The sequence below is a fragment of the Bradyrhizobium sp. AZCC 1693 genome, from assembly GCF_036924745.1.
Classification (GTDB): domain Bacteria; phylum Pseudomonadota; class Alphaproteobacteria; order Rhizobiales; family Xanthobacteraceae; genus Bradyrhizobium.
Window position 1 is genome coordinate 1,041,587 of the sequence record NZ_JAZHSD010000001.1, and the last position, 26,018, is coordinate 1,067,604.

At 63.6% G+C, this 26,018-nt stretch carries 21 protein-coding genes; 10 read left to right on the top strand and 11 right to left on the bottom strand.

The window, feature by feature from the left end; genetic code table 11:
* Positions 1-3: 3 nt before the first annotated feature.
* Positions 4-1,221, top strand: coding sequence for an MFS transporter (locus V1293_RS05195; protein ID WP_334507280.1), 1,218 nt, complete (start codon positions 4-6; stop codon positions 1,219-1,221).
* Positions 1,222-1,229: 8 nt separating this feature from the next.
* Here the strand turns inward: V1293_RS05195 and V1293_RS05200 are convergent, their stop codons facing one another.
* A complete protein-coding gene (locus tag V1293_RS05200; RefSeq protein ID WP_334507283.1) occupies positions 1,230-1,991 on the bottom strand; it encodes a hypothetical protein in 762 nt (253 codons plus the stop codon).
* 62 nt (positions 1,992-2,053) lie between these two features.
* On the opposite strand from V1293_RS05200, the gene nthA reads away from it, so the two are divergent.
* The 4 genes from nthA (at position 2,054) to ltrA (ending at position 5,587) form a co-directional block, all read left to right on the top strand.
* Complete coding sequence (nthA, locus tag V1293_RS05205) at positions 2,054-2,698, top strand: nitrile hydratase subunit alpha (RefSeq protein ID WP_334507285.1); 645 nt, start codon at positions 2,054-2,056, stop codon at positions 2,696-2,698.
* A complete protein-coding gene (nthB, locus tag V1293_RS05210) occupies positions 2,698-3,357 on the top strand; it encodes a nitrile hydratase subunit beta (RefSeq protein ID WP_334507287.1) in 660 nt (219 codons plus the stop codon). Before nthA ends, nthB begins: the two co-directional genes overlap by 1 nt.
* Positions 3,357-3,743, top strand: coding sequence for a nitrile hydratase accessory protein (locus tag V1293_RS05215; protein WP_334507289.1), 387 nt, complete (start codon positions 3,357-3,359; stop codon positions 3,741-3,743). The genes nthB and V1293_RS05215 overlap by 1 nt, the downstream gene beginning before the upstream one ends.
* A 467-nt stretch (positions 3,744-4,210) precedes the next feature.
* Positions 4,211-5,587, top strand: coding sequence for a group II intron reverse transcriptase/maturase (gene ltrA, locus V1293_RS05220; RefSeq protein WP_334507291.1), 1,377 nt, complete (start codon positions 4,211-4,213; stop codon positions 5,585-5,587).
* Between the two features lie 193 nt (positions 5,588-5,780).
* Here ltrA and queC read toward each other — a convergent pair whose 3' ends face one another.
* Both queC and V1293_RS05230 read right to left on the bottom strand, forming a co-directional pair.
* Positions 5,781-6,491 carry a 7-cyano-7-deazaguanine synthase QueC gene (queC, locus tag V1293_RS05225; protein ID WP_334507293.1) on the bottom strand — a complete coding sequence of 237 codons (711 nt, stop codon included), beginning with the start codon at positions 6,489-6,491 and terminating at the stop codon, positions 5,781-5,783.
* Between the two features lie 108 nt (positions 6,492-6,599).
* Positions 6,600-6,965, bottom strand: a complete 366-nt coding sequence (locus tag V1293_RS05230; RefSeq protein ID WP_334507295.1) for a response regulator — start codon at positions 6,963-6,965, stop codon at positions 6,600-6,602.
* 330 nt (positions 6,966-7,295) lie between these two features.
* Between V1293_RS05230 and V1293_RS05235 the strand changes: the two genes are divergently transcribed.
* The 3 genes from V1293_RS05235 (at position 7,296) to mazG (ending at position 12,689) form a co-directional block, all read left to right on the top strand.
* Positions 7,296-10,679: a response regulator gene (locus V1293_RS05235; RefSeq protein WP_334507297.1), complete on the top strand. Its 3,384-nt coding sequence runs from the start codon at positions 7,296-7,298 to the stop codon at positions 10,677-10,679.
* A 3-nt stretch (positions 10,680-10,682) separates the two neighbouring features.
* Entirely contained in the window at positions 10,683-11,675 is a 993-nt protein-coding gene (locus tag V1293_RS05240) for a GGDEF domain-containing response regulator (protein ID WP_334507299.1), read from the top strand.
* 156 nt (positions 11,676-11,831) lie between these two features.
* Entirely contained in the window at positions 11,832-12,689 is an 858-nt protein-coding gene (gene mazG / locus V1293_RS05245; protein ID WP_334507301.1) for a nucleoside triphosphate pyrophosphohydrolase, read from the top strand.
* 36 nt (positions 12,690-12,725) lie between these two features.
* Here the strand turns inward: mazG and hflX are convergent, their stop codons facing one another.
* The 7 genes from hflX to dusB all read right to left on the bottom strand — a co-directional run bounded on the left by hflX (position 12,726) and on the right by dusB (position 22,176).
* A complete protein-coding gene (gene hflX / locus V1293_RS05250; RefSeq protein WP_334507303.1) occupies positions 12,726-14,102 on the bottom strand; it encodes a GTPase HflX in 1,377 nt (458 codons plus the stop codon).
* A gap of 11 nt (positions 14,103-14,113) precedes the next feature.
* Positions 14,114-14,362 carry an RNA chaperone Hfq gene (hfq, locus tag V1293_RS05255; RefSeq protein WP_006020546.1) on the bottom strand — a complete coding sequence of 83 codons (249 nt, stop codon included), beginning with the start codon at positions 14,360-14,362 and terminating at the stop codon, positions 14,114-14,116.
* 303 nt (positions 14,363-14,665) lie between these two features.
* On the bottom strand, positions 14,666-16,036 hold the full coding sequence (gene ntrX / locus V1293_RS05260; RefSeq protein WP_334507305.1) for a nitrogen assimilation response regulator NtrX: 1,371 nt from the start codon (positions 16,034-16,036) through the stop codon (positions 14,666-14,668).
* A 17-nt stretch (positions 16,037-16,053) separates the two neighbouring features.
* The gene (locus V1293_RS05265) at positions 16,054-18,384 is read right to left on the bottom strand and encodes a sensor histidine kinase NtrY-like (RefSeq protein ID WP_334507307.1); all 2,331 of its coding nucleotides are present in this window, start codon (positions 18,382-18,384) and stop codon (positions 16,054-16,056) included.
* Positions 18,385-18,550: 166 nt separating this feature from the next.
* Entirely contained in the window at positions 18,551-19,993 is a 1,443-nt protein-coding gene (gene ntrC / locus V1293_RS05270; RefSeq protein ID WP_334507310.1) for a nitrogen regulation protein NR(I), read from the bottom strand.
* Between the two features lie 9 nt (positions 19,994-20,002).
* Positions 20,003-21,178 carry a two-component system sensor histidine kinase NtrB gene (locus V1293_RS05275; protein WP_334507312.1) on the bottom strand — a complete coding sequence of 392 codons (1,176 nt, stop codon included), beginning with the start codon at positions 21,176-21,178 and terminating at the stop codon, positions 20,003-20,005.
* Entirely contained in the window at positions 21,175-22,176 is a 1,002-nt protein-coding gene (dusB, locus tag V1293_RS05280; protein WP_334516625.1) for a tRNA dihydrouridine synthase DusB, read from the bottom strand. The genes V1293_RS05275 and dusB overlap by 4 nt, the downstream gene beginning before the upstream one ends.
* 288 nt (positions 22,177-22,464) lie before the next feature.
* Between dusB and V1293_RS05285 the strand changes: the two genes are divergently transcribed.
* A complete protein-coding gene (locus tag V1293_RS05285; protein WP_334507314.1) occupies positions 22,465-23,646 on the top strand; it encodes a bifunctional 2-C-methyl-D-erythritol 4-phosphate cytidylyltransferase/2-C-methyl-D-erythritol 2,4-cyclodiphosphate synthase in 1,182 nt (393 codons plus the stop codon).
* A gap of 3 nt (positions 23,647-23,649) precedes the next feature.
* Positions 23,650-24,252, top strand: coding sequence for a CinA family protein (locus tag V1293_RS05290; RefSeq protein WP_334507315.1), 603 nt, complete (start codon positions 23,650-23,652; stop codon positions 24,250-24,252).
* Here the strand turns inward: V1293_RS05290 and V1293_RS05295 are convergent, their stop codons facing one another.
* The gene (locus tag V1293_RS05295) at positions 24,253-25,926 is read right to left on the bottom strand and encodes a thiamine pyrophosphate-binding protein (RefSeq protein ID WP_334507317.1); all 1,674 of its coding nucleotides are present in this window, start codon (positions 25,924-25,926) and stop codon (positions 24,253-24,255) included.
* Positions 25,927-26,018: the final 92 nt, after the last annotated feature.

Here is a 26,018-nt window from a genome sequence, read left to right on the forward strand (position 1 = left end):
CGCATGGGACCGTCATATCGCTGGGTGATCGTAGGCGCGGGCGCGCTGATGACGTGCGTCGGCATCGGCGCAATGTTCTCGCTCGCCGTGTATCTGGAGCCGATGTCTGCGGAAACGGGCTGGTCACGCGCCGGAATCTCGGGCGCGATGACCATCGACTTTCTGACGATGGGAATAGCCGGCTTCGCGTGGGGGGCCGTCAACGACCGGTTTGGGACGCGTCCTGTCGTCTTGAGCGGCGCCCTGCGCCTGGGCCTGGGACTGTTTCTCGCCAGCCGCTCGACCTCACTGATCGGATTTCAGCTCACCTACGGCATTCTCGTCGGCCTCGCCGCGGGCGCTTTCTTCGCGCCGATGATCGCGGCCGCGACGGTTTGGTTCGACAACAACCGCAGCCTTGCAGTCTCGCTGGTTTCGGCAGGGATGGGCGTCGCGCCGATGACCATATCGCCATTCGCGCGCTGGCTGATCTCGACCTACGATTGGCGTACCGCGATGATGACCGTGGGCCTGATGGCGTGGGCGCTGTTGATACCGGCGGCGCTACTCGTGCGACGGGCTCCCGAACCGGCTCCATCGGGTTCGCCGGCGATGAACGTGCCGGGTGAATCGAGAGCCGGATGGTCCGTCGGCGGCGCACTGCGCTCGCCGCAGTTCCTGGTGCTGGCGTTGACATTCTTCGCCTGCTGCGCCGCGCATTCAGGACCGATCTTCCACATGGTCAGCTACGCGATGCTCTGCGGCATCCCGGCGATGACCGCGGTCAGCATTTATAGCGTCGAAGGCCTGTCCGGGCTGGGAGGCCGCCTCCTCCTTGGCATCCTCGCCGATCGGCTCGGTGCGAAGCGGGTTCTTATCGGCGGGCTGCTGGTGCAGGCGTTGGCGATCGGGACCTATCTCTACGTGAGCAAGCTAGGCGAATTCTATGCGCTCGCGATCGTGTTTGGGACGGCTTATGGCGGCGTGATGCCGCTCTATGCGGTGCTGGCGCGCGAATATTTCGGTCCCCGTATCATGGGAACAGTGTTTGGCGCCGCCACCATGGTATCGAGCCTTGGCATGGCCCTCGGCCCCTGGGCCGGCGGTATGATCTTCGATAGCTTCCACGACTACCGGTGGCTCTACATCGGCGCGCTCAGCGTCGGGCTCGGCGCGATGGCGATGGCGCTCGCCTTTCCGCCGCTACCTTCGAAAGCTCGCGAAAGGCTGCAGCCGGCATGAGCGCCGGCCTACAGGTGGCCCGTGCGATGGTGCTCCGGCTTGCCGCCGGGCACCGGGAAACGGATGGTGGTGCCGAGCGTGATCCAGTTGGCGTTCTCACCCGAAATGTTGCGGCCGTAGATCAGGTCGACCGAGAAAATCTCGTTCGGCCGGTAACGCACGCCGGTCTGAAACCGCGGCTGGACCACGCTCGGCGTATCCGATTGGCCCGCCTGCCCAAAGGCTTCGATGGTCCACTGCAAGGTTTCCGTGAACTTCCAGTCGAAGCCGATCCCGTAGGCCAGATAATGGCGATCGACGCTGCGGTCCCACAGCCAGCCGCCGTTGAAATTGAGGCGCATGTTTTCGTTGAGGCGGAACGTCGCCGGGATGACGGCAAAGGCCGTGAGGTTTTCGCCCGTCAAGGCATCGAAGGAGCCGCCGGCGTAAATGGAAAAACCGAGTTTTCCGATACCGGTCGGCGCGATATTCATCTTGGCTTTCGGCTGGATCGTGGTGCTCCACTCGCGGTCGCTGCGCGCGCGGTTGGTGAGCATGCTGAGTTCGACCGGCTTGAACGGGTTGACCACACAGGACGGGTTCGCCACGGCCGAAAAATCGGTGTTGGACGCGGCCGACAGCCAGCTCTCGATCTTGCATGATCCGGCTTCGGAAATGTCGGCGGCGTCGACCGCATAGGCGCCGTTGGCCGCCCGCGCCTCTCCGGCCGGAAGCCAGGCCGAAATGGCCGCCGCAACCGCTATTGCCGTGCACCCTGCCCTGCTCCCCATCGGCAAATGCTAGCAGAGTCTCTGCCTCGACATAGCCCGGATTTTGCGCCTATCCTGCTGCCATGAGCGACCATAATCACGATCACCATGACCACCACCACCACGATCACGACCATTCCGAGCTGTCGGAGACCGAACTGCGCGTGCGTGCGCTGGAATCGATCCTGATCGAGAAAGGCTATGTCGATCCGGCGTCCCTCGATCTCCTGATCGACCTCTACGAGAAGAAGATCGGACCGCGCAACGGCATCCGCGTGGTCGCGAAGGCCTGGAGCGATCCAGCCTATCGCGAACGGCTGATGAAGGACGCGACCGCGGCGATCGCCGAACTCGACTATTCCGGCCGCCAGGGCGAGCATATGGTGGTGGTCGAGAACACGCCCGAGCAGCACAACATGGTCGTGTGCACATTGTGCTCCTGCTATCCGCATCCGGTGCTGGGACTGCCCCCGGTCTGGTACAAGTCCGCGCCCTACCGCTCGCGCGCCGTCTCCGATCCGCGCGGCGTGCTGAAGGATTTCGGCGTGACGCTGCCGGACACCACCAAAATCCGGGTCTGGGACTCCACGGCCGAGATCCGCTACCTCGTGCTTCCGATGCGGCCTAAGGGCACCGAGGGCTGGAGCGCCGAGCAACTCGCCGAACTCGTGACCCGCGACAGCATGATCGGCACCGGCCTGCCGAAACAGCCGGGCGAGATCGCCTGATGGACGGCGCACATGACATGGGCGGCGCCAAGGGCTTTGGCCCGGTCGTGCCCGAGCCGAACGAGCCGGTGTTTCACGGTGACTGGGAGCGCCGCGCCTTTGCGCTGACGGTCGCGATGGCGCGTCCGGGTGGCTGGAACATCGACATGTCGCGGTTTGCGCGCGAGAACCGGCCGCCGGAGGATTATCTCAGCAAGAGTTATTTCCAGATCTGGCTGGCCGGGCTGGAAACGCTGATGATCGAGCGCGGGCTGGTGACGCGCGAGGAAATCGAGGCCGGCAAGGTGCTGTCGCCGCCAAAGCCCGGCGTCACGCCGATCGCGCCAAATGAGGTCACGCCGGCGATCCGGCGCGGCGGCCCGACCGAACGCGAGCCGAAAGCCCCCGCGATGTTTGCAGTCGGCGAGACCGTGCGGATGAAGGACATCCACCCGGTGACACATACCCGGTTGCCGCAATACGTCCGCGGCCATCTCGGCGCCATCGAGCTCAATCACGGCTGCCACGTCTTCCCCGACAGCAACTCGCTCGGCAAGGGCGAGGACCCGCAGTGGCTCTACACCGTGCGGTTCGACGGGCCGGAGCTATGGGGCAAGGATACCGACCCCACGCTCCGCGTCTCCGTCGATGCCTGGGAACGCTATCTGGAGCGCGTGTGATGAATTTGACTCCGCAGCAGGCGATGCGGGCGGCCGTCGCCGTCCCCGGCGTGCCCCGTGATGAGGACGGACCGGTGTTTCGCGAGCCATGGGAGGCGCGCGCCTTCGCCATGGCGCTGGCGCTGCATGAAGCCGGCGTCTTCACCTGGAAGGAATGGGCTGAGACGCTGGGCACGCAAATCAAGCGCGCGCAGGCCGAAGGCGATCCCGACACCGGCGAGACCTATTACCGGCACTGGCTCGCCACGCTGGAAACGCTCGTCGCCGCCAAGGGCGTCGCGACATCGGATCTGTTGCATCGCTACCGCGACGCCTGGGACCACGCCGCCGACCGCACGCCACACGGTGCGCCGATCGAGCTGGCGCCTCAAGATTTCGGGAAGTAGCTTTCCATCACCCCACGGTGTCATACCCGCGAAAGCGGGTATCCAGTAGTGTGCCGAGTATGAACGACAGCTTGGAGGTGGAAGTCCTCTATCCAGCCTGATGGCGGCGAAGGATTAGCGAAGCGCAAGGGCGTCATCGCGAGGTGGGGTCTGAAGACAGCGTGGAGCAAAGCCGCGGCCCGATGGACAAACACCGGATAACGAGGCCTACCCGGCCGGACGAGCGAGCTACTGATCGCGAAGTCCACAGTCATCAAGGACCGGGGTGGTAGATCCGGCGGGCGTGCGGTGAAGGCGGTCGGTCTTACCTCGGGAGATCTGCGCTGTGTCCCGGTAACGGGACTGAGGTCGTCGCAAGGCGGCCTGACCGCAGTGCAGAAGTCAGCAGAGGGCATAGTGGGCGGCAGCGCGCCGCCGAAGGCCTGAACGGTGGAAGTGGTTAGTAGAACGGCGATCTCGTGCGAGCCATGCGGCAGAAGAATCAGGTCGAGCTGAACTTGGGCACCGGGGCGGAGGGTGAAGCCCGAAGCGCCGCCGCCCGAGAGCCCGAAGCCTGCACGGCGGAAGCCTGTCTCGAACACCCGGCGGTCGCAGGGCCGTCGATGGAAGCAGTTCTCGAGCGTGAGAATCTGAAGAAAGCGTTGGCGCAAGTGAAGCGCAACAAGGGTGCGGCGGGCGTTGACGGTATGAGTGTCGATGCTATGCCGGCCTACCTGAAAGAGCACTGGCTCACGATCCGGGCTCAGCTGCTTGACGGCACTTACAAGCCGCAGCCGGTGCGGCGGGTGGAGATACCGAAGGCGTCGGGCGGCCTGCGGCCGCTCGGCATCCCGACGGTGCTCGACCGCTTCATCCAGCAGGCGGTAATGCAGGTGCTGCAAGTTGACTGGGACGGAACGTTCTCCGAGACGAGCTTCGGCTTCCGGCCGAAGCACTCGGCGCATCAGGCGGTGGAGCAGGCGCAGGCGTATATTGCGTCCGGCTATGCCGTCGTCGTGGATATTGACCTGGAGAAGTTCTTCGACCGGGTCAACCACGACATCCTGATGGGGCTTGTTGCCAAGCGGGTTGCTGACAAGCGCGTCCTGAAGCTCATCCGCGCGTTCCTGAATGCGGGTGTGCTGGAGGGAGGGCTGGTCAGTCCGACGGAGGAGGGTACGCCGCAGGGTGGGCCGCTCTCGCCGCTGTTGTCGAACCTGATGCTGGACGTGCTGGACAAGGAACTGGAGAAGCGCGGTCATCGCTTCGTGCGCTACGCCGACGACTGCAACATCTATGTGCGCAGTCAACGCGCGGGCGAGCGGGTGATGGCCGGGCTCGAACGGTTCCTCGAAAAGCGCCTCAAGCTCAAGGTCAACAAGGCCAAGAGTGCGGTCGCCAAGCCGAGCGTCCGCAAGTTCCTGGGCTTCAGCTTTACAAGCGAGCCGCTGCCGCGACGGCGCATTGCGCCGCAGGCCGTCGCCCGCTTCAAGGCGAAAGTTCGGGAGCTGACGCGGCGCACGGGCGGGAAAAGCCTCGCGCAGGGCATCAAGGAGCTGTCCGTCTACCTGATCGGGTGGCGCGGCTACTTCGGCTTCTGCCAAACCCCGTCGGTGTTGCGCGCACTTGACGAATGGATCAGGCGGCGGTTGCGCGCCGTCGCCTGGAAGCAATGGAAGCGTGGACCTGCTCGCTTCGCTGAGTTGCGACGCCGCGGCGTCGGCCGGGTCCTGGCGGCAAAAGCTGCCAGCAGCCCACGGGGCCCTTGGCGGCTCAGCAACAGCCCCGCGCTCAACATGGCTTTGCCAATTGCTCTCTTCGGTTCGCTCGGCTTGGCTTCCATCGCGGCACGGCGGCCCGCATGATCTGCCGAACCGCCGTATACGGACCCGTACGTACGGTGGTGTGGGAGGGGAGGAGTCGCGAGACTCCCCCCTATCCCGATCGCCGAGGCTTATCGGCTCAAGCGCAGGTCTCTGGAATACTGGATCGCCCGCCCCAGTGCGCAACTGCGCACAAGGCGGGCGATGACGAAATGAATGTGCGGCGCGTAACGCGCTACGCCGCCGCGTATTCCCGCCAGCCCTTCGCCCGTAGCGCGCAAGCCGGGCATTCGCCGCAGCCATAACCCCAGTCATGCTGCGCACCGCGCTCGCCGAGATAACAGGTGTGGGAGTGCTCGCGGATCAGGTCGACCAGCCCTGCCCCGCCGAGCTCATGCGCCAGCTTCCAGGTCGAGGCCTTGTCGAGCCACATCAGCGGCGTATGCAGCTCAAAATTCTTCGCCATGCCGAGATTGAGCGCCGACTGCAGCGCCTTGATGGTCTCGTCGCGGCAATCCGGATAGCCGGAGTAATCGGTCTCGCACATGCCGCCGACGATGTGCCGGATGCCACGCCGGTACGCCAGCGCCGCCGCGAAGGTCAGAAACACCAGGTTGCGGCCGGGCACGAAGGTATTGGGCAGTCCGTCCTCGCCCATGGCAATGGCGACATCGCGCGTGAGCGCGGTGTCGGAAATCTCGGCCAGTGTCGGGATTTCCAGCGTATGGCTCTCGCCGAGCTTTGCGGCCCAATCCGGCCGCAACGATTTCAGGCCGGACAGCAGGCTGTCGCGGCAAGCAAGTTCGATCGCGTGGCGTTGGCCATAGCTGAAGCCGAGCATTTCGACGCGCGGAAAGCGTTGCAGCGCCCAGGCCAGGCAGGTGGTGGAATCCTGCCCGCCGGAAAACAGCACCAGCGCGGTTTCGGATTGAAATTGGTCGTTCATCAGGTGCCCTTAGCACCGCAAGCCGCTCCCGCCAACCAGGGCGGCGATGCCGGCGGACAGCCGGCGCAATCGCGTTGGCGCTGCGGCCGGCCGCGTCGTGGTCCTACATCACGCCGCGAACGCTTCGTTGATCTTGGCCTTCAGCGTCTCTGCGCTAAACGGCTTGACGATATACGCGTTGACGCCGGATTCTTTCGCCGCTTGGGTGTTCGCGGCGTTCCAGGTGGCGGTGACGATGATGAAGCGAGTCTTTTTGAGTTTCCGATCCGCTCGAACTTCTTTCAGGAGTTCGTAACCGGTCATCGGCTCCATGCTCCAATCCGAAATCACCAGCTCGTATTCCTTCTCGCGCATCTTCGTCAGCGCCGACGGGCCGTCTTTGGCCTCGTCAACGTCGCTGAACCCGAGTTTTCTCAGCAGAGCCTGTAGAATAAGCGCGGTCGCGTTATGATCCTCGACCACCAGGATCGACATCGACGGTTCCACGGTTACTCCCTCATCCTGGCCCGCGGTAATGCACTCGGAGGTATGCAGGTGATGAATCCGTTACATCCGGTTCAACCTGTATTGGACCTCGTCGCGCACGCAGGCACTCAAAATCGTGACGCTTTGTTAACTATATGGCGATCTAATACTACCACTAACGGTAGCCTCTGCGGAGCGGCGAGTAAATCGTAATTCCACCCTTAAGGAACCGCGAACGGTCGCCTCACCCATCAGATGCACGCTGGGCCGCTGGCGGGCGCCGATCGCAACAGGCGAGGAAGGCGGCATTTTCAGATGAGCGGACGTATTCGAACGCGATTGCTCGTCCTCGTCACGGCAGCCGCGCTGCCGTTGCTCATCCTCGCGGCGATTTTTCTCTGGGACCGATTCAACGAGGATTACGTCAGCAACCGGACCGCGGCCATTCGGGCAGCGCGCACGGCGGCGGCGCGCGTCGATGACCACATCAACGACGTGAATACCTTGTTGCTCGTTATCGGCAGAATGATTTCCACCAATCCGGCGGATGCCGAAAAGAACGATGTGATTCTTTCCAAGGTAAAGACCGATCTGCCGTCCTATTTGAACAACGTTCTGCTGTTCGACCTGGCAGGCAACAACATCGGAACGTCGCAGTGGCCTGTCGAGGATCGAAGCAAGCTTTCCGGAATCGGGCGGAGCTACTTCAAACCGGCGCGCGAAGGAAAGCTCACGATAAGCGAGCCGATCGTAAGCCGGTTGAACTCCGAGTGGGTTGCCGTTGTGGCGCGTCCGGTTCTTGACGATGCCGGCTCGGTACGGGCCGTCATCGTCACGGGTATGAGACTGGCGCGCATCGCCGAAATCGTGGGTTCGGCAAAGCTGCCGAGCGGAAGCATCGTCAGGGTTCTAAACGAGAATGGTATCGTCATTGGACGCACCGATCGTCCTGATTTGACCGGGCGTGACCTGAGTAACGATGCGACCGTGCGCGATCACCTCGGCCGTGGGCAGACAGGCGATGAGGCGATTTGGTACGATGGCAAGTCGCGCGCCACGGCAACCGTCACAGCACAAATCGTTCCCTGGATTGTGACGGTCGGCCTGCCCGGCGTGCAACAGTCCAGCGCCTTCCAGCATACGCTGTGGGCATTTATCCTGACCTTGCTGGCGGTCGTGTCGGTATATCTGCTGGCCTGGTTTCTTTCATCGGGAATCGTCCGCCCGATACGGCAACTGCAGCACGACGCCGCCACCTTCGGTTCCGGAAAGACCGAACACCGTTCGGCTGTGAAGGCCAAGGGCGAATTGGGCGAGCTGGTGAATGGCTTCAACAATATGGCGGCTTCCCTGCAGCAGCAATCGGTTGATCTGAAGCGGGCAAACACGCGGCTCGATGCCGCCATGACCAATATGTCGCAAGGCCTCTGCATGTTCGATGCGGACAAGAGGCTGGTGATCTCAAACGATCGCTTCCGGCAAATGTACAATTTGACGAAGGAACAGGTCGAGCCCGGCACGCCGCTGGCCCAACTTCTACAATCTCACGTAAAGAACGGTGAGAACAGCGAGATGTCGGTCGAAGAGCACACCAAGAGAATGCCGACGTTGCCGACCGAGGTCTTCACGCTTGCCGATGGTCGCGCGATTTTCATCCGGCGGACGCCGACGCCGAATGGCGGCTGGGTAGCTACGCATGAAGACATCACCGAGCAGAAGCGCGTTGAGGCGATGTTGGTCGAAAAAGCCCGCGAAGCGGAGCAGGCAACGCTTGCCAAGTCCGAATTCCTGAGCGCCATGAGTCATGAGATCCGAACGCCGCTCAACGGTGTGATCGGCATGACAGGGCTGCTGCTGGACACCAACCTCGATCCGCGGCAGCGCAGCTATGCAGAGATGGTGAGGCAATCGGGAGAAGCCCTGCTCTGCGTGATCAACGATGTCCTGGATTTTTCCAAAATCGAGGCCGGCAAGGTAGAGCTCGAAATCATCGACTTCGATCTGTACGACGTTGTCGAAGGCGTCACCGGGGTGGTGGCCGTAGCTGCCGCCGCCAAGGGGTTGGAATTGGCGAGCCTGATCGATCACGATCTCCCCGGGGCATTTCGTGGCGATCCATACCGCTTGCGCCAGGTTCTCACGAACCTGGCCGCCAATGCGGTCAAGTTCACGGAGCACGGCGAGGTGGTGCTGCGCGCCCGGCTGCAGACGAAGAATGACGATGGCGCAACCATCCGCTTCGAGGTCCGCGACACGGGAATCGGCATCTCGCCGGAACAGCAATCTCACCTCTTCGACGCATTTACTCAGGCCGACCTTTCGACAACGCGCAAATACGGAGGGACCGGACTCGGCCTGGCCATCTGCACGCGGCTCGTGGAACTGATGGGCGGCGAGATCGGCGTGGAAAGCGAACCGGGAAAAGGCAGCACTTTCTGGTTTTCCGTGCCGCTCGCCAGCGCATCGCTGCCAGCCCCGCGGCAGTACATGGATCTCCGCGGCTTGCGCGTGCTTGCCGTCGACGACAACGCGGTCAACCGGGCGATCTTGCATGAGCATATCGTCGGCTGGCATATGCGCAACGGCAGCGCGGAATCCGGCGCCCGCGCCCTGGAAATGCTACGCGCCGCCTGCGCCCGCGGCGAGCCGTACGATGTAGCGATCATCGACATGCAGATGCCGGGCATGGACGGGCCGGCACTTTCGCGGGCCATCAAGGCCGATCCCGCCATTGCCGGCACCCGGCTGGTCCTCCTGACATCGATCAGCCAAGGCGGCTCCGCGCCGAACCTTGGCGAATTGTTCGATGCATGTCTCACCAAGCCGGCGCGGCAATCCGTTCTGTATAATTGTCTGATGGAGGTCATGGCGGGGTCTGATCTTGCCGGCAAGGAACTTTTTCAGGTCGCAATCCCCGACGGCACTCGCGGACAAACCACCGGGCCGGCAGCACGACGAGATGCACGCATCCTGGTCGCCGAGGACAGTATCGTGAACCAGCAAGTAGCGATCGGCATGCTCGCGGCGCTCGGCTACCGTGCCGATGTCGTGGCGAACGGCCTCGAAGCTGTTGAAGCTGTCGGCCGGATCCCCTATGCGGCGATCGTGATGGATTGCCAGATGCCGGAGATGGATGGCTACGAGGCGACCCGGGCGATCCGGCTGCGCGAAGGATCCGGTCGGCATACGCCGATCATCGCGTTGACAGCCGACGTCATGAAGGACGCGCGCGCCAAGAGCCTGTCTGCGGGGATGGACGACCACATCACCAAGCCGCTGAAACGTGCCGAACTCGCCGCCGCGCTCGAACGATCGCTGCCAAAACTTGCCGTGGTCGAATCTCCGCCTCTCGCGGCGCAGATGCAATCCGATGACGTGATCGATCGCACCGTGCTGGATGGACTGCGCGCGCTGGAGAGCGCTGGGGCGCCCGGCCTTGTCGAAAAGCTGCTGGACAGCTTCCTCGAGGAAACCCCGCGTCTATTGGCTGATCTGCGGCAAGCAGCACAGATGGGCGACGCGGTGCGTCTGACCAGGCTCACCCACAAGCTGAAGGGGAGCGTTGCCAATCTGGGTGCCAACGGCATGGTTCGGGCCTGCATCGAACTGGAAACGCGTGGAGGAAATGGCGATACGGGTATCGCAACGCAACTGGTCGCGGAGATCGATCGGCAGTTCGATCTGGTCAGCACTATGCTGCGATCTGAAGTTGCAAAGGTGTGAGCCATGCGCGTTCTCGTCGCAGAAGATGATACGACGGCACGGCTGATCATCGAGGCTGCCGTAACCTCGCTGGGCCATGAATGCATCGTGGCGACGAACGGTGAGGAAGCATGGCGTTTGTTTGAGACGGCCGACGTGGAGGTCGTCATCAGCGACCGCATGATGCCAGGAATGGACGGTATTGAACTGTGCCGCCTGGTTCGAACGGCCAGCAAGGACACCTACACTTATTTCATCTTCCTGACGATCTTCGACGAAAGGCCGGACGTCATAAGCGGCATGGAGGCCGGCGCGGACGATTACCTCATCAAACCTCTCGATCCCGGCGAATTGAAGCTGCGTCTGCATGTCGCCTCGCGGGTCACGGCGCTTCATCGGCAATTATTCCGGCAGGCGGCAGAGCTCGAGCAGCTCAATCATCGGCTTTTCGAGCAGTCGCGCACGGATTCGCTGACCGGGCTGGGCAGCCGCCTCAAGCTGAACGAGGATCTCGACGCGATCTACACACAGGCGGAGCGCTATGGGCGCAACTATTGCGCAATCATGTGCGACGTCGATCACTTCAAAGCTTACAACGATAGTGAGGGCCATCCTGCCGGCGACAAGGTGCTCCAGGTTGTGGCACGAACAATGTTGAACCTGTGCCGTGCCAGCGACCAAATCTATCGCTATGGCGGAGAGGAATTTCTGATCCTGTTGCCCGAACAGGATATCAAGGCTGGATTGGTCGCGGCTCGCCGCTTTCGTCAGGGGGTCGAGGAAATGGCGATCCCGCACGATGGCAATCCCGGGAGCGGGATCGTGACCATCAGCGCCGGGGTAGCGTTTTTCTCGGGCCCCGAAAACAAGTCGATAGAGGCTTGGCTAAAGGAGGCTGATGCCGCGCTCTATCGCGCAAAACAAGCAGGGCGCAACCGCGTCGAGGCGCATGAGCCACCATCGGCGATGCCCGAGCCACCGAGCCAGCCTTCGCTCGCAGGCATCGGAACTTCGTAACGCAACGGTCCTCCAGATTGTCGAATCGGGGCCGGGGCGTGCCGCCCTCCTGGCTGGCCCAATCGGTGGAAATCGAGCTATTTCCGCCCGTTCCGCTGGGATCGCTGCGCCGCTTGCGGCATAAAGCGGCTCGTTCTCCCAAGCGACGGAAATCCCATGACCCCTTCCCGCGATATTTCCCGCCTCATCGAGATCATGGCGGCGCTGCGCACGCCGGTAACGGGCTGCCCGTGGGACCTCGAGCAGAACTTTGCGACGATCGTGCCCTATACCATCGAGGAGGCCTATGAGGTGGCCGACGCGATCACGCGCGGCGACTTCGATGATCTCCGCGAGGAACTGGGCGATCTCCTGCTGCAGGTCGTCTATCACGCCCGCATGGCGGAAGAACAAGACGCCTTTGCCTTCGGCGACGTGGTCGAGGCGATCACAAGGAAGATGATCCGCCGCCATCCGCATGTGTTCGCCGACAAGGATGGCAATATCGCTCCCGCCGGCGTCAAGAGCGCCTGGGAGCGCATCAAGGCCGAAGAAAAGGCCGAGCGTACGGCACGGCGGCCGCCGGAAGAGACGGCGCACAAATCGCTGCTATCGAGCGTCAAGGCGGGCCAACCTGCGTTGACGCGGGCGATGGAATTGCAGCGCAAGGCCTCCACCGTCGGCTTCGACTGGAACGATCCGCGCGCGGTGCTCAGCAAGATCCGCGAAGAGGCAGATGAAATCGAGGCGGCCCTCGACCGCAACGATGCCGACGAACTCGCGGAAGAAACTGGCGACCTTCTGTTTGCGTTGGTCAACCTGGCGCGCCATGTCGGCGCCGATCCCGAGACAGCGCTGCGCGGCACAAACGCGAAATTCGAGCGTCGCTTCGCTTATATCGAGCGCGCGCTGGCAGCGAAGGGACGTTCGCTGGAGGACGCGTCGCTGGAAGAGATGGACGCGTTGTGGAACGAGGCCAAGGGCTCGGAGCGGCCGGTGGTGATTGAATCGACGCAGGTCAAAAGCGATCGCTGACTTCTCGCGACCCTGAGAGCATGCACCAGCGCGGCATCACGCCACGCGCGGCACGGCGTCGAACCTGGACACCACGATGTCGCGCTTGGTCTCGTCGACGCGGACGGTCATGTCGAAGCGGCCGTCGTGCAGTTCCTTGTTGAGCACCTCGGCATTGCGATGCAGCCAGCTGATGCCGGCTCCGTCGGAGGCATCGATCGACAGATCGAGCGTTGTGCGTGTTGCCGCCAGCCGATCCTCGATCGCGGTCAGCAGCTCATTGATCCCCTCGCCTGATACGGCGGACACCAGGAAACACGGCCGCTCCGGCGGACGGCGCGTGGCGATGTTGCGCAGGTTCTCGCGCTCCTCGGGATCGAAGCGATCGATCTTGTTCCAGACTTCGAGAATGCGGGCGCCGGAGTCGGGATCGATGCCGAGCTGACGCAGCACGGCGTCGACGTCACGCTCCTGCGCCTCTGCGTCTTCATGCGAGATGTCGCGGACGTGCAGAATGATATCGGCCTCCAGCACCTCTTCCAGCGTGGCGCGAAACGCGGCGACGAGCTGTGTCGGCAGGTTGGAAATGAATCCGACGGTATCCGACAGCATCGCCTTGCCGCCATGCGGCAGGCTCAGCGCGCGCAAGGTGGGGTCGAGCGTCGCAAACAGCATGTCGGCCGCCTGCACATCGGCGCGTGTGAGCCGGTTGAACAGCGTCGACTTGCCGGCGTTGGTGTAGCCTACCAGCGCTACCACGCGGTACGGCACCCGCTGGCGGCCGGCGCGATGCAGCCGCCGCGTCGCCTGTACCTTCTTGAGCTCGTTCTCCAGCCGCGTGATGCGGTCGCCGATCAGGCGGCGGTCGGCTTCGATCTGGGTCTCGCCGGGGCCGCCCATGAATCCAAAACCGCCGCGCTGGCGCTCCAGATGGGTCCAGGACCGCACCAGGCGGCTGCGCTGGTAATTCAGATGCGCAAGCTCGACCTGCAGCGCGCCTTCCTTGGTCTTGGCGCGGCGGCCGAAGATTTCCAGGATCAGGCCGGTGCGGTCGAGAACCTTGGCATTCCACGCCTTCTCGAGATTGCGCTGCTGGATCGGCGACAGCGCGCAATCCATCACCACCAGCTCGATGTCGTGGCCCGCGATCAGGCCGGTGATCTCCTCGACCTTGCCCTTGCCGAGATAGGTCGCAGGCCTGATCTGGCTGATCGGCGCAATCAGCGCGTCTGATATCGTGAGGTCGATGGCGCGCGCCAGGCCCGTCGCTTCCTCGAGCCGGGCCTCGGAATCGCGCACAACATCGCTCGCCTGCGCATCGGCGTCGCCGCGGCGCATGCGCAGATAAGGGCCGATGACGATCACCCGCCCGCTTTGCTTACCCTCCGCCGACCGCGGACGGTCGGCGCTCCCTTCACGGTTGAGGGGTTCCAATCAGTTCACTCTCAAGCCGGGGCATCCTCGCCGCCTTCGAACAACTGAATCGGAGCTCCCGGCATGATGGTCGAGATCGCGTGCTTGTAGACAAGCTGCGAATGACCGTCGCGCCGAAGCAGCAAGCAGAAGTTGTCAAACCAGGTAACAATCCCCTGCAGCTTCACTCCGTTGACCAGAAAGATCGTTAGTGGCGTTTTTGTTTTACGAACGTGATTTAGGAAGGTGTCTTGTAGATTTTGTGCGCGGTCTGCCGCCATTGTTTTTATCCCGCCGTCTCGTGCTTCTTTTTTGTTAAGCCGGTTGTTGCTCTCTCACGGAGCCTGCCCCGACTCGCCGGCGTCCCCTGAGATCCCCCTCCGGTCGGCTCGGCAGGACGATTAGAGGGTACGCGCGGTTTTAAGGCAAGCCGGTTCGCGTTCCGCTTAGCAGGAACCCAGTGGCCATTCTCCGTAAAAGTGCGGAAAGAGATAAATATTCCAAAGCAAGTGCATGGATCGGCTCAAAGCGAGCGAGATGAGCCGAAGGGTCCGGCGTAGCGAACAAGCGATTCACTTAAGACTTCAGCCAACCCCGAGCGCCTTGAGCTTGCGGTGTAGCGCCGAACGCTCCATGCCGACGAATTCGGCGGTGCGCGAAATGTTGCCCGAGAACCGGCTGATCTGCGCGATCAGATAGTCACGCTCGAACACTTCCCGCGCCTCACGCAGCGGCAGCCCCATGATGTGCTCGCCATTGTTGCTGGTCGGCATCGCCGGCACCATCGAGCCCACATCCTGCGGCAGCATGTCAGCGGTGATGATCGCTTCAGGACCGCCACCGGCCAGAATCATGACGCGCTCGACATTGTTGCGGAGCTGGCGGACGTTGCCGGGCCACACATGCGACTGCAATACCGCCATCGCATCCTGGCCGATCTGCCGCTTCGGCAAGCCGGTTGCCGCCGAGATCTGGTCCATGAAATAGTCGATCAGTTCCGGAATGTCCTCGCGGCGTTCCGACAGCGGGGGGACGCGGATCGGCACCACCGACAGCCGGTGGTAGAGATCCTCGCGGAAACGCCCTTCCGCGATCTCTTCCTCCAGGTTGCGCGCCGTCGAGGAGATGATGCGGACGTCGACATGAATCTTGCCGGTGCCGCCCGAGCGCTGAAAGGTCTGATCGACCAGCACGCGCAGGATCTTGTTCTGGGTCTCGCGCGGCATGTCTGCGATTTCATCGATGAACAGCGTGCCGCCGTGCGCCTCTTCCAGCGCGCCGGGCTTGCGTGGATGTTCGCCATTCGACTGCTCGATACCGAACAATTCGACCTCCATCCGCTCCGGCGTGATCGCCGCGGCGTTGATGACGACGAACGGTCCTTCTGCACGGCTGGATGCATTGTGCAGCGTCCGCGCTGCCAGTTCCTTGCCCGAACCGGAGGGGCCGACGATCAGGATGCGGCTGTTGGCCTTGGCCGCCCGGTCGATGGTCTGGCGCAGCTGGTTCATGCAGGCGGAGCGGCCGGTGAGAACGCTGGCGGTGGGAGCCAGTTGCTTGAGTTCCTTTACCTCGCGCTTGAGCCGCGAGGTCTCCAGCGCCCGCGTCGCCACCAGGATCAGTCGGTCGGACTTGAACGGCTTTTCGATGAAGTCATAGGCGCCGCGCTTGATCGCAGCCACCGCGGTTTCGATGTTGCCGTGGCCGGAGATCATCACCACGGGAACGTCGGCATGATCCTTCTTGATCTGCTCGAGCAATTGCAGGCCGTCGAGCTTGGAGCCCTGCAGCCAGATGTCGAGAAACACCAGATGCGGGCGGCGGTTGGCGATCTCGCCGAGCGCCGAATCGCTGTCGCGCGCCGTCCGGGTATTGAAGCCCTCGTCCTCCAGGATGCCCGCAACGAGGTCACGAATATCGGCTTCGTCGTCGACAATCAGAATGTCACTGGCCATGGGTTACACCTGTCTTGTCAGTTGCCGGTTGCGGCTTCGGTTTTTGTTTCATGATTGGTCGCGGCTGCCGCCTCATTGGTTTCGCCTGACGGCGCTTTTGTTTCGTCAATCTGCGGTTTGGCTTCCGCCTTCGGCGCATGGCCTGACACGGCGAACCGCAGCCGCATCCAGGCGCCGCGTTGCCCGGGCCGGAAATCGGAGGCATCCTTGAGTTCGATGCGGCCGCCATGGTCTTCCAGCACGCGCCCGACGATGGCGAGCCCGAGCCCGGTGCCCTTCTGGCGCGTCGTCACATAGGGCTCCAGCAGCCGCGCCCGGCTCACCTTCGGCAGACCGATACCGTTGTCGATCACGTCGATGACGATGTCGTCGTTTTCGCGCGCGGCGATCACATCGATGCGCCCCTTGCCGAGTTCTTCCGGCGGCACCTGCTCGATCGCTTCCGTCGCGTTCTTGATGATGTTGGTCAGCGCCTGCGAAATCAGCCGGCGGTCGAACTGCGCGCGCATCGGATCCTGCTTGATATCGGCCTCGATATCGAGATCGGGATGCCCGACCTTCATCAGGAATACCGCCTGCCGCACGGTGTCGGCGACGTCCTCGCCTTCCATGACCGGTTTTGGCATCCGTGCGAAGCGGGAGAATTCATCGACCATTCGCCTGATATCATCGACCTGCCGCACGATGGTGTCGGTACATTGTTCGAAGATGCCCTTGTCTTCGGTGATGACCTTGCCGAATTTACGGCGAATGCGCTCGGCCGAAAGCTGGATCGGCGTCAGCGGGTTCTTGATTTCGTGGGCGATGCGGCGCGCAACGTCGCCCCACGCCGATGTCCGCTGCGCAGAGACGAGCTCCGTGATGTCGTCGAGCGTGATGATGTAGCTGTCGCGCGACTGGCTGGTCTGCTCGGCGCTGACGCGAACCGACAGGTTGCGCTCATGGCCGTCGCGCGAGATCGTGATCTGGCCCTGCACCAGCCGCTGCGTGCCCTCGCGCGCGGTTTTCATCATGTCGTCGAGCTCTGGCAGCACGTCCGACAGCGGATGGTCCAGCGTCTCGGACTCGGCATGGCCGATAAGCTTCTCGGCCGAACGGTTCAGAATGCCGACGCTGCCGGAGGCGTCGACGCCGATGATGCCGGCACTGGCCGACGACAGCACCGCCTCGATGAATCGCCGGCGGCTGTCGATCAGGTCCGAGGCGTTCACCAGTTCATCACGCTGGGTGCGCAATTCGGCCGTCATCTTGTTGAAGGTCTCGCCGAGCTGCGCGAGGTCACCTTCAGACTTGTGCACCGGCACCTGGACATGCAGATCGCCGGTCGAAACGATATTGGCGGCGCTCATCAAATTGCGGATCGGCGACACCAGCCAGTTGGCGAAATTCAGCCCGATCAGCACCGACGCCATCAGGATGGTGAGCGCGATCACCGCAAACATCAGCGCGAAGGCGACCTGGATGCCGAGTCGGCGGGATTCGATCTGGGCATATTCGGCGACGCTGGCCTCGGTCTGCTTGAGCTGCGCGACTACGCGCGGATCGAGCAGCCGCGCCACATACAGGAAAGTATCGTTGAAGGCGTGCAGCCTGATCACCGCCGCCACGTAGTTCGCGTCGGGGAAGACCGCAATCTGCGGCTCTTCTTCATTGACGTTGCTGAGAAAGTCCTGCGGCGGCGTCGTGAACTCCTGCTTGATGCCGGTTTGCGCCGTCTCCAGGATGGTGCGATCCTTGTCGATCAGCATGGCTCCCGGCAAATTCCGGGATGTGGCGCTCATCGTCAGCAATTCGCGAAACGACCGGCGGTCCTGGTCAAACAGCGGCCTCGCACGGGCAATGTCGTTGGCCATCCCCAGGATATCGCCGCGGATCAGCTGCGCATGTTCATAGGTGTAGGCTCTGGCAACGATCAGCGAATTCTGCATCACCTCGCGCGTCGGACCCGAGAACAGCCGGTCCAGGCCACGGTCGATGGTCACGTTGGCGACGATCGCGACCAGGACCGCCGGCAGCACGGCGATGATCGAGAACAGGCTGACGATCTGGACGTGCAGCCGTGCCGCGGCCCGGCCACGCCGCCGCGCCTGAATCACCAGCCAAACTTCGCGGACGATGATGCCGACCAGCAGCAGGATGGTCGCCGCATTGATCAGCAGGAACGAATAGACAACTTGGCGGGTCGGCTCGATCGGCGTCAGGCCGCTCAGCACCATGAAGGTCAGGAAGGCCGACAGCAGCGCGATCGCGACCGCAAACGGCGCCACCCACTTCCGCAGGATTCCCCCTCCGGATTCGGCAAGCGACGGGTCGAACGGTGGTGCCGAGGTCGTTTCTGCGGTGGTCATTCCGACAATCAGTGATCTGAAAGGGCTTGTGCCCGCCTGCCGCGGACTGATGCTTTCATATCACAATGTTGCCGAATTGCGACAATTCCGCGACCACCCGACCGCTAAAGCGATCGATCCCCAGCCGTCCACCCGTCTTCATTGCGGAAGGAGGCGCGCGCAATCCCTAGCCGCCGCTCCGGTAGACCTGAATATCGAGATCCCTGATCTTCTTCCGCAGCGTGTTGCGGTTGAGGCCGAGCAGGTCGGCCGCGCGGATCTGGTTGCCGCGCGTGGCCGCCAGCGCCGCGGTGAGCAGCGGCACCTCGATCTCCTTGAGGATGCGGTGGTAGAGGCCCGGCGGCGGCACGCCGTTCGGGAAGCCGGAGAAGTGCGAGGACAGGTAGGCTTCGACCGCGCCCCCGAGGTTTTCCACGCCCATCGGGGCATTGCTGCCCGACGTGACCGCCGGCGGCGCCAGTTCGCCATCGATCACCGAGGCCGTAATGACGTCCTGCGGATAAAGCGCAGCCAGCCGGCGCGCGAGGTTTTCAAGCTCGCGTACGTTGCCGGGCCAGCGGTGCTGCTTGAGCCGCTCCAGCGCCAGCGTGTCGAGTTTTTTGGGCGGCAAACCGTCCTTTTCGGCAAGCGCGAAGAAATGCCGGATCAGATCAGGCAGATCCTCGATTCGCTCCCGCAACGGAGGCAGGCGCAACGGCACCACGTTCAGGCGGAAGAACAAATCTTCCCGGAACAGGCCCTGCTGGATCAGGATGCGCAAATCCTTGTTGCTCGCCGCCACGATCCGCACGTCGGTCTTGATCGGCGTACGGCCGCCGACGGTGGTGTATTCGCCCTGCTGCAGCACGCGTAGCAACCGCGTCTGCGCCTCCATCGGCATGTCGCCGATTTCGTCGAGAAACAGCGTGCCGCCTTCGGCCTGTTCGAATCGGCCGGAAGCGCGGGTATTGGCGCCGGTGAACGCGCCGCGCTCATGGCCGAACAATTCGGATTCGATCAGGTCGCGCGGGATCGCCGCCATGTTGACGGCGACGAACGGGCCGTTGCGGCGCTTGCCGTAGTCATGGAGCGCGCGCGCGACCAGTTCCTTGCCGGTGCCGGACTCGCCGGAGATCATCACCGTGAGGTCGGTCTGCATCAGCCGCGCCAGCACCCGGTAGATTTCCTGCATCGCCGGCGAACGCCCCACCAGGGGGATCGAATCGAATTCGGAATCGTCCGCCGCACTCGCCACCCGTTCCTTCGGCTCGGCCAGCGCGCGGCCGACGATGGTGATGAGCTCCTTCAGGTCGAACGGCTTCGGCAGATATTCATAGGCGCCGCGCTCCGAGGCCCGGATCGCCGTCATGAAGGTATTCTGCGCGCTCATGACGATGACGGGCAGGTTCGGCCGCATCTTCTTGATTCGCGGCAAGAGATCGAACGCGTTCTCGTCGGGCATCACCACGTCGGTGATCACGAGATCGCCCTCGCCCTGGCTTACCCAGCGCCACAGCGTCGCGGCGTTCCCGGTCAGGCGAACTTCATATCCGGCGCGCGAAAGCGCCTGGTTGAGAACCGTGCGGATGGCGGTATCGTCATCGGCAACGAGAATGCTACCTGCGGGCATCGTTATTCCTCATCTTGCGTCCTGTGAGGCAGGCGGCAGCGTACCCGGAACGCCGTCGCGGTTGCTTTGGTCGAACTGTTTGGTGGGATTGAACATCGGCATCAGCACGCGGAACGTGGTCTTCCGCGGCTGGGATTCGCATTCGATGATGCCGCCGTGATCGCCGACGATCTTGGCAACCAGCGCCAGGCCGAGCCCGCTGCCGGTTTGCTTCGTCGTCACGAAGGGATCGAACAGGTTCGGCAGCAGGTCTTCCGGCACGCCGGAGCCGTTATCCTTGACGCAGAATTCGAGCGGCAGCGACACCCGCGATTTCTTGCCCGGCACCGACAGGCGGACGCCGGGACGGAAGGCGGTGGTGAGCTGGATTTCGGCGTCCGAGCCGAGATCGGCCACCGCTTCGGCGGCATTCTTCACGAGATTGAGGAACACCTGGATGAGCTGGTCCTGATTGGCCAGCACCGGCGGCAACGACGGATCGTAGTCCTCGATGAAGCGGATGTTGCGGGCGAAGCCGGACTGCGCCAGCCGTTTGACGTGGTCGAGCACGGAATGGATGTTGACCGCACCACGCGCCACCGGGCGATCGTCGCCGAACACCTCCATGCGGTCGACCAGGGTGACGATGCGGTCGGCCTCGTCGCAGATCAGCCGGGTCAGCATGCGGTCTTCGGATGAGGCCGCCTGCTCCAGCAACTGCGCTGCGCCGCGGATGCCGGACAGCGGGTTCTTGATTTCATGCGCCAGCATCGCCGCCAGCGCGATCACCGAGCGAGCCGCGCTTCGATGCGTCAATTGCCGGTCCATCTTGTCGGCGATGGTGCGCTCCTGCAGCATCACGACGATGTGGCCGGGCCGTTCGGTGAGCGGGGCGACGTGCAGGTCGACCTGGCGGTCGCCGCCGATGCGGGGCGTACCGAGATCAACCTTGTATTCGTTGACCGGCGAGCCGCTCGAGCGCACCTGGTCGATCAGCGCCAGCAGCGGGCTGCCGAACGGCACCAACTCCTTCAGCGACTGCCGGCGCAAAAATTGCGTCGAAATCTCGAAGAACGATTCGGCGGCGATATTGGCGTCGACGATGCGGCCGTCGGGCGCCACCAGCAGCACCGGGTTGGGCAGCGCGTTGAGAATGGCCTCACTGTCGGTGGGCACGGCGCGGCGGTGTTCTGCGACTGAACTCATGCAGCAGCACTCCATGCAAAATCGTCGAACGCGTCCTGGAGCGAGCGATGCACGCGATGCGGATCCTCGGCCGTCAGAATCCTTTGCCGCCAGCCCTTCAACGTCTCGGCCGGCGCGCGGCTGCACTGGGCTGCGGTCTCCAGGGCCCAGCCGAGATGTTTTCGCGCATGCTTGAGCCCGATGCGCAGCCCGTAATGGCTGCAGACTTCGTCGTAGAGCGCGCGCACATGCGCGAGTTGTTCGGTGAGCGACGGCACAGTCTCCGCCTGTCCGGTTTCGAGCCGGCGGCCGATCTGCCCGGGCAGCCAAGGCTGGCCCTGCGCGCCGCGTCCGATCATCACGCCGTCCGCTCCTGATACTTCCAGCGCCTGCACCGCCTTCTCGAATGAAGTGATGTCGCCGTTGACGACAAGTGGCACGGAAACCGCGTCCCTCACCGCGCGCACGGCCCCCCAATCGGCTGTGCCCTTGTAGAACTGGCAGCGCGTGCGTCCGTGCACGGTAATCATCCGCACGCCGGCGCCTTCTGCGCGGCGCGCCAGTTCGGGCGCGTTGAGCGAATGATCGTCCCAGCCGAGCCGCATCTTCAGCGTCACCGGCACTTTCACCGCCGCGATCGTCGCTTCGATCAGCTTGAGCGCATGATCGAGATCGCGCATCAGCGCCGAGCCGGACTGGCCGCCGGTGACATGACGTGCCGGACAGCCCATGTTGATATCAATGATGTCGGCGCCGGCCGCTTCCGCAACCCGTGCGCCCTCCGCCATCCAATGCGCCTCGCACCCCGCGAGCTGAACGACGTGCGAGCCGATGCCGGCTGCCTCGCAGCGCAGAAGCGACATCGGCCGGCCGTGCACGAGTTCGTCGCTGGCGGTCATCTCTGAGACGACCAGTCCGGCGCCGAGGGTGGCGGCAAGACGTCGAAAGGGAGCGTCGGTGACGCCGGACATCGGCGCCAGAAGAACCCGGTTGGCGACAGCAATTTCGCCTATTTTCAACGGCTTAGAGCGTGAACTTTCCGGGCCGGTCACGGCGTTCTCATGGTTAGGGCGGCGGCGTCATTGCAACCGTCGGCGCATATTGTGAGCACAAATCTTGGGCAGTCAAGCTTCTTGCCTACACTTTAGACAGATCTATCATTTGTGCAAGTGCACTGCAACAAAAACCGCTTTTCCCACAGGTGATGGGAATCACTCTGTTTTCCGTATTCGGCATGGTAAGGGCTGTGCGCCAGGCGCGGCCTGACGCCCCCTCCTCAACCCCGATTCGTTCGTATTTGAGTCCAGATGCCCAGACCTGAGCGTACCGCAGCCATCCTCGTCGCAGCCGGACGCGGGCTTCGCGCCGGCGCCGGTGGGCCCAAGCAATACCGTGAGATCGGCGGGCAAACGGTCATCTTCCGCGCCATGGAGGCGTTCTGCCGGCATCCGGACGTGTTTGCCGTACAACCGGTGGTGAATCCCGATGATGCCGTCATCTTCAATGCGGCCGTCGCAGGACTGCGTCACCAGCCCCCCACCAATGGCGGTGCGACGCGTCAGGCTTCCGTGCATGCCGGTCTCGAGGCGCTGGCGGCGGAGAAGCCCGACATCGTCCTGATCCACGACGCCGCACGGCCCTTCGTAACGCCTGCGGTGATTTCGCGCGCGATCGACGCCGCCGGCCGCACCGGCGCGGCGGTCCCTGCGATTCCGGTCACAGACACGATTAAGCAGATCAGCGAAACCGGCGACGTCGAGGCGACGCCTGAACGCGCACGGCTGCGAATCGCGCAAACACCACAGGCGTTTCGCTTCGATGTGATTCTCGATGCCCATCGCCGCGCTGCGCGCGACGGCCGCAGCGATTTCACCGACGATGCGGCGCTCGCCGAATGGGCGGGATTGACGGTAGCAACCTTTGAAGGCGATCCTGCAAACATGAAACTGACCACATCAGAAGATTTCGTCCGCGAGGAAGCCCGCCTCGCCGCCCAGCTCGACGACATCAGGACCGGCACAGGCTATGACGTGCACGCCTTCGGCGACGGCGATCATCTGATGCTCTGCGGCGTCCGTGTGCCGCACACACGCGGCTTTCTCGCCCATTCTGACGGCGACGTCGGCCTGCATGCCCTGGTCGACGCCATCCTCGGCGCGCTGGCGGACGGCGATATCGGTTCGCACTTTCCGCCGAGCGATCCGCAGTGGAAGGGCGCCCCATCCGATAAGTTTCTCAAATATGCCGTCGACCGCGTCACCGCGCGCGGCGGCCGGATCGCCAATCTCGAAGTCACGATGATCTGCGAGCGACCGAAGATCGGCCCGCTGCGCGATACCATGCGCGCGCGAATTGCCGAGATCGCCGGGCTCAGCATCTCACGCGTTGCCGTCAAGGCAACGACCAGCGAACGGCTCGGCTTTACCGGCCGCGAGGAAGGCATCGCCGCGACCGCGAGCGCCACCATCCGCCTGCCCTGGAGCGAGTAAGCCATGAGCGGCAGCGACGCCCGCGCCCTCTCCCGCTCGCTGCTCGACCTATGCCGGATGCGCAAGTTGACGATCGCGACGGCGGAGTCCTGTACCGGGGGCTTGGTCGCCGGCGCGCTCACCGACATTCCCGGCTCGTCAGACGTGATCGACCGCGGCTTCGTCACCTACTCCAACGACGCCAAGCGCGCGATGCTCGGCGTCAAGGCCTCAACGCTTGCGACCTTCGGCGCGGTCAGCAAGGAAACCGCGACCGCGATGGCGATCGGCGCCCTTGAAAAGGCCGGCGTCGATCTCGCGGTATCCATTACCGGCATCGCCGGCCCCGGCGGCGCTACGCCGGGTAAGCCGGTCGGCCTCGTCCATTTCGCGGTCGCCTCGCGCGACGGAAAGATCCTGCACCGCGAATTCCGTTTTGGAGCCATTGGCCGCACCACCGTGCGCCAGCGCTCCGTGGTGGAGGCGCTGCGCATGCTGATGGAACTGGCGCGCGGACCGCAGCCGCCCGTCAAGCCGCGACGTGAAACGATGAGCCGGCTGCGCCCACGGGTAGCGCGAACGCCACGGCGCAGCGCCGTCAAGCGGCGTCGGCCGACGCGGACTTAATCAGCCCTGCGCAGCCAAAGCCTTGGCGCGCGTTTCGCTCAGCGAGCTTACCGGCGTCAATGCTTCCGGGCTGATCGAAAGCTCGATGATGGCAGGAAGCCCGCTCGCCACGGCTTCGTCGAAAGCGCGCGCGAAATCCTCGGTCCGCTCGACACGGGCGCCGAAGCCGCCGCAGGCGCGCGCAAGCGCCGCGAAGTCGGGGTTGGCGAGATCGGTGCCGGAGACACGGCCGGGATAGGTCCGCTCTTGATGCATCCGGATCGTTCCGTACATGCCGTTGTTGCAGACAATCACAATCAGCGGCAGCCGGTTTTCGACTGCGGTCATGAACTCCAGCCCGGTCATCTGGAAGCAGCCGTCGCCGGCGAACGCGATGACCGTGCGCTCGGGATGCTGCAGCTTGGCGGCCACCGCCGCGGGCAGGCCATAGCCCATCGAACCCGAGGTCGGCGCCAGTTCGGTGCGAAATTGCCGGTAGCGCCAGAACCGATGCACCCAGACGGCATAATTGCCGGCGCCGTTGCAGATGATGGTGTCGTGAGGCAAGCGATCGCTCAAACCGCGCACGATCTGCGAGAGTTGCACATCGCCGGGCGAGCGCGTGGGCTCGGTGAAGGCCAGATAGTCGGCATGCGCCGCTTTGACATAGTCGGCGCGCGATCGATGCTTCGGCTCCAGCCGCTTGATCGCGGCCGCAAATTCCGCGCTGCTCGCGACCACGCCGAACGTCGGCGAATAGACGCGGCCGATCTCTTCAGGATCAGGATAGATGTGAACCAGCGGCTGCCTTGGCTTCGGAATATCGAACATCGTGTAGCCGGATGTGGTGGCTTCCCCCAGCCTCGCGCCAAGCGCGATCACCAGATCGCTGTTACGGATCCGGTCGGCGATCTTTGCGTCAAGGCCAATGCCGACATGGCCGCCATAGCAGGGATGCAGATTGTCGAAATAGTCCTGACAGCGGAACGAAACGCCGACCGGCACTTCATGCGCCGACGCAAACGCCTCGAGATCGCGGCGTGCCTGCTCGCTCCATCCGCCACCACCGACGATCAGGAACGGCTTCTTCGCCTCCGAAAGCAGCGCATGGAACTGCCGCAGGGCGCCGTCATCAGGCGCGACAGGAAGCGGATTGTAGGGCGGCGCATCCGGCACCTCGGCGGTGTCGGTGAGCATGTCCTCGGGCAGCGCCAGCACGACCGGGCCGGGACGGCCCGAGGTCGCGGTGAAGAAGGCGCGCGAGATGAATTCCGGAATCCGCCGCGCGTCATCGATCTGGGCGACCCATTTCGCCATCGGGCCGAACATCAGTCGATAGTCGATTTCCTGGAACGCTTCGCGCTCCATCATGTCGCGCCCGACCTGGCCGAGGAGCAGAATCAGCGGCGTCGAGTCCTGGAACGCGACATGGACACCGGCGGACGCATTGGTGGCGCCGGGCCCGCGGGTGGCAAACGCAATACCCGGGCGGCCCGTCAGCTTGCCATAGGCATCCGCCATCATGGCGGCCCCGCCTTCATGCCGGGCGTTGATGAACCGCACGCGCTGGCTCTGGTACATGCCGTCGAGCGCGGCCAGAAAGCTCTCGCCGGGCACGCCGAACACGGTGTCGGCGCCGTGCAAGGCCAGTTGCTCGATGAGAATATGCCCACCGGTTCGAAGATTTGCGTCCATCGCCTCGCCCTTCCGTTATGGGATTACGGATTTGAACCCGGCTTAAAGAATGGCGTCGGCACCAGCAACCGGTTTTCCTGCAAGGTCAGATA

Coding starts and splice junctions, on each gene's coding strand:
- V1293_RS05275 (WP_334507312.1), bottom strand. CDS start 21,178: ATGAGTTCAGTCGCAGAACACCGCCGCGCCGTGCCCACCGACAGTGAG.
- V1293_RS05295 (WP_334507317.1), bottom strand. CDS start 25,926: ATGGACGCAAATCTTCGAACCGGTGGGCATATTCTCATCGAGCAACTG.
- nthA (WP_334507285.1), top strand. CDS start 2,054: ATGAGCGACCATAATCACGATCACCATGACCACCACCACCACGATCAC.
- hfq (WP_006020546.1), bottom strand. CDS start 14,362: ATGGCGGCAGACCGCGCACAAAATCTACAAGACACCTTCCTAAATCAC.
- ntrX (WP_334507305.1), bottom strand. CDS start 16,036: ATGGCCAGTGACATTCTGATTGTCGACGACGAAGCCGATATTCGTGAC.
- ltrA (WP_334507291.1), top strand. CDS start 4,211: ATGCGGCAGAAGAATCAGGTCGAGCTGAACTTGGGCACCGGGGCGGAG.
- V1293_RS05230 (WP_334507295.1), bottom strand. CDS start 6,965: ATGTCGATCCTGGTGGTCGAGGATCATAACGCGACCGCGCTTATTCTA.
- nthB (WP_334507287.1), top strand. CDS start 2,698: ATGGACGGCGCACATGACATGGGCGGCGCCAAGGGCTTTGGCCCGGTC.
- V1293_RS05240 (WP_334507299.1), top strand. CDS start 10,683: ATGCGCGTTCTCGTCGCAGAAGATGATACGACGGCACGGCTGATCATC.
- ntrC (WP_334507310.1), bottom strand. CDS start 19,993: ATGCCCGCAGGTAGCATTCTCGTTGCCGATGACGATACCGCCATCCGC.
- queC (WP_334507293.1), bottom strand. CDS start 6,491: ATGAACGACCAATTTCAATCCGAAACCGCGCTGGTGCTGTTTTCCGGC.
- V1293_RS05195 (WP_334507280.1), top strand. CDS start 4: ATGGGACCGTCATATCGCTGGGTGATCGTAGGCGCGGGCGCGCTGATG.
- V1293_RS05285 (WP_334507314.1), top strand. CDS start 22,465: ATGCCCAGACCTGAGCGTACCGCAGCCATCCTCGTCGCAGCCGGACGC.
- V1293_RS05265 (WP_334507307.1), bottom strand. CDS start 18,384: ATGACCACCGCAGAAACGACCTCGGCACCACCGTTCGACCCGTCGCTT.
- mazG (WP_334507301.1), top strand. CDS start 11,832: ATGACCCCTTCCCGCGATATTTCCCGCCTCATCGAGATCATGGCGGCG.
- V1293_RS05290 (WP_334507315.1), top strand. CDS start 23,650: ATGAGCGGCAGCGACGCCCGCGCCCTCTCCCGCTCGCTGCTCGACCTA.
- V1293_RS05200 (WP_334507283.1), bottom strand. CDS start 1,991: ATGGGGAGCAGGGCAGGGTGCACGGCAATAGCGGTTGCGGCGGCCATT.
- V1293_RS05215 (WP_334507289.1), top strand. CDS start 3,357: ATGAATTTGACTCCGCAGCAGGCGATGCGGGCGGCCGTCGCCGTCCCC.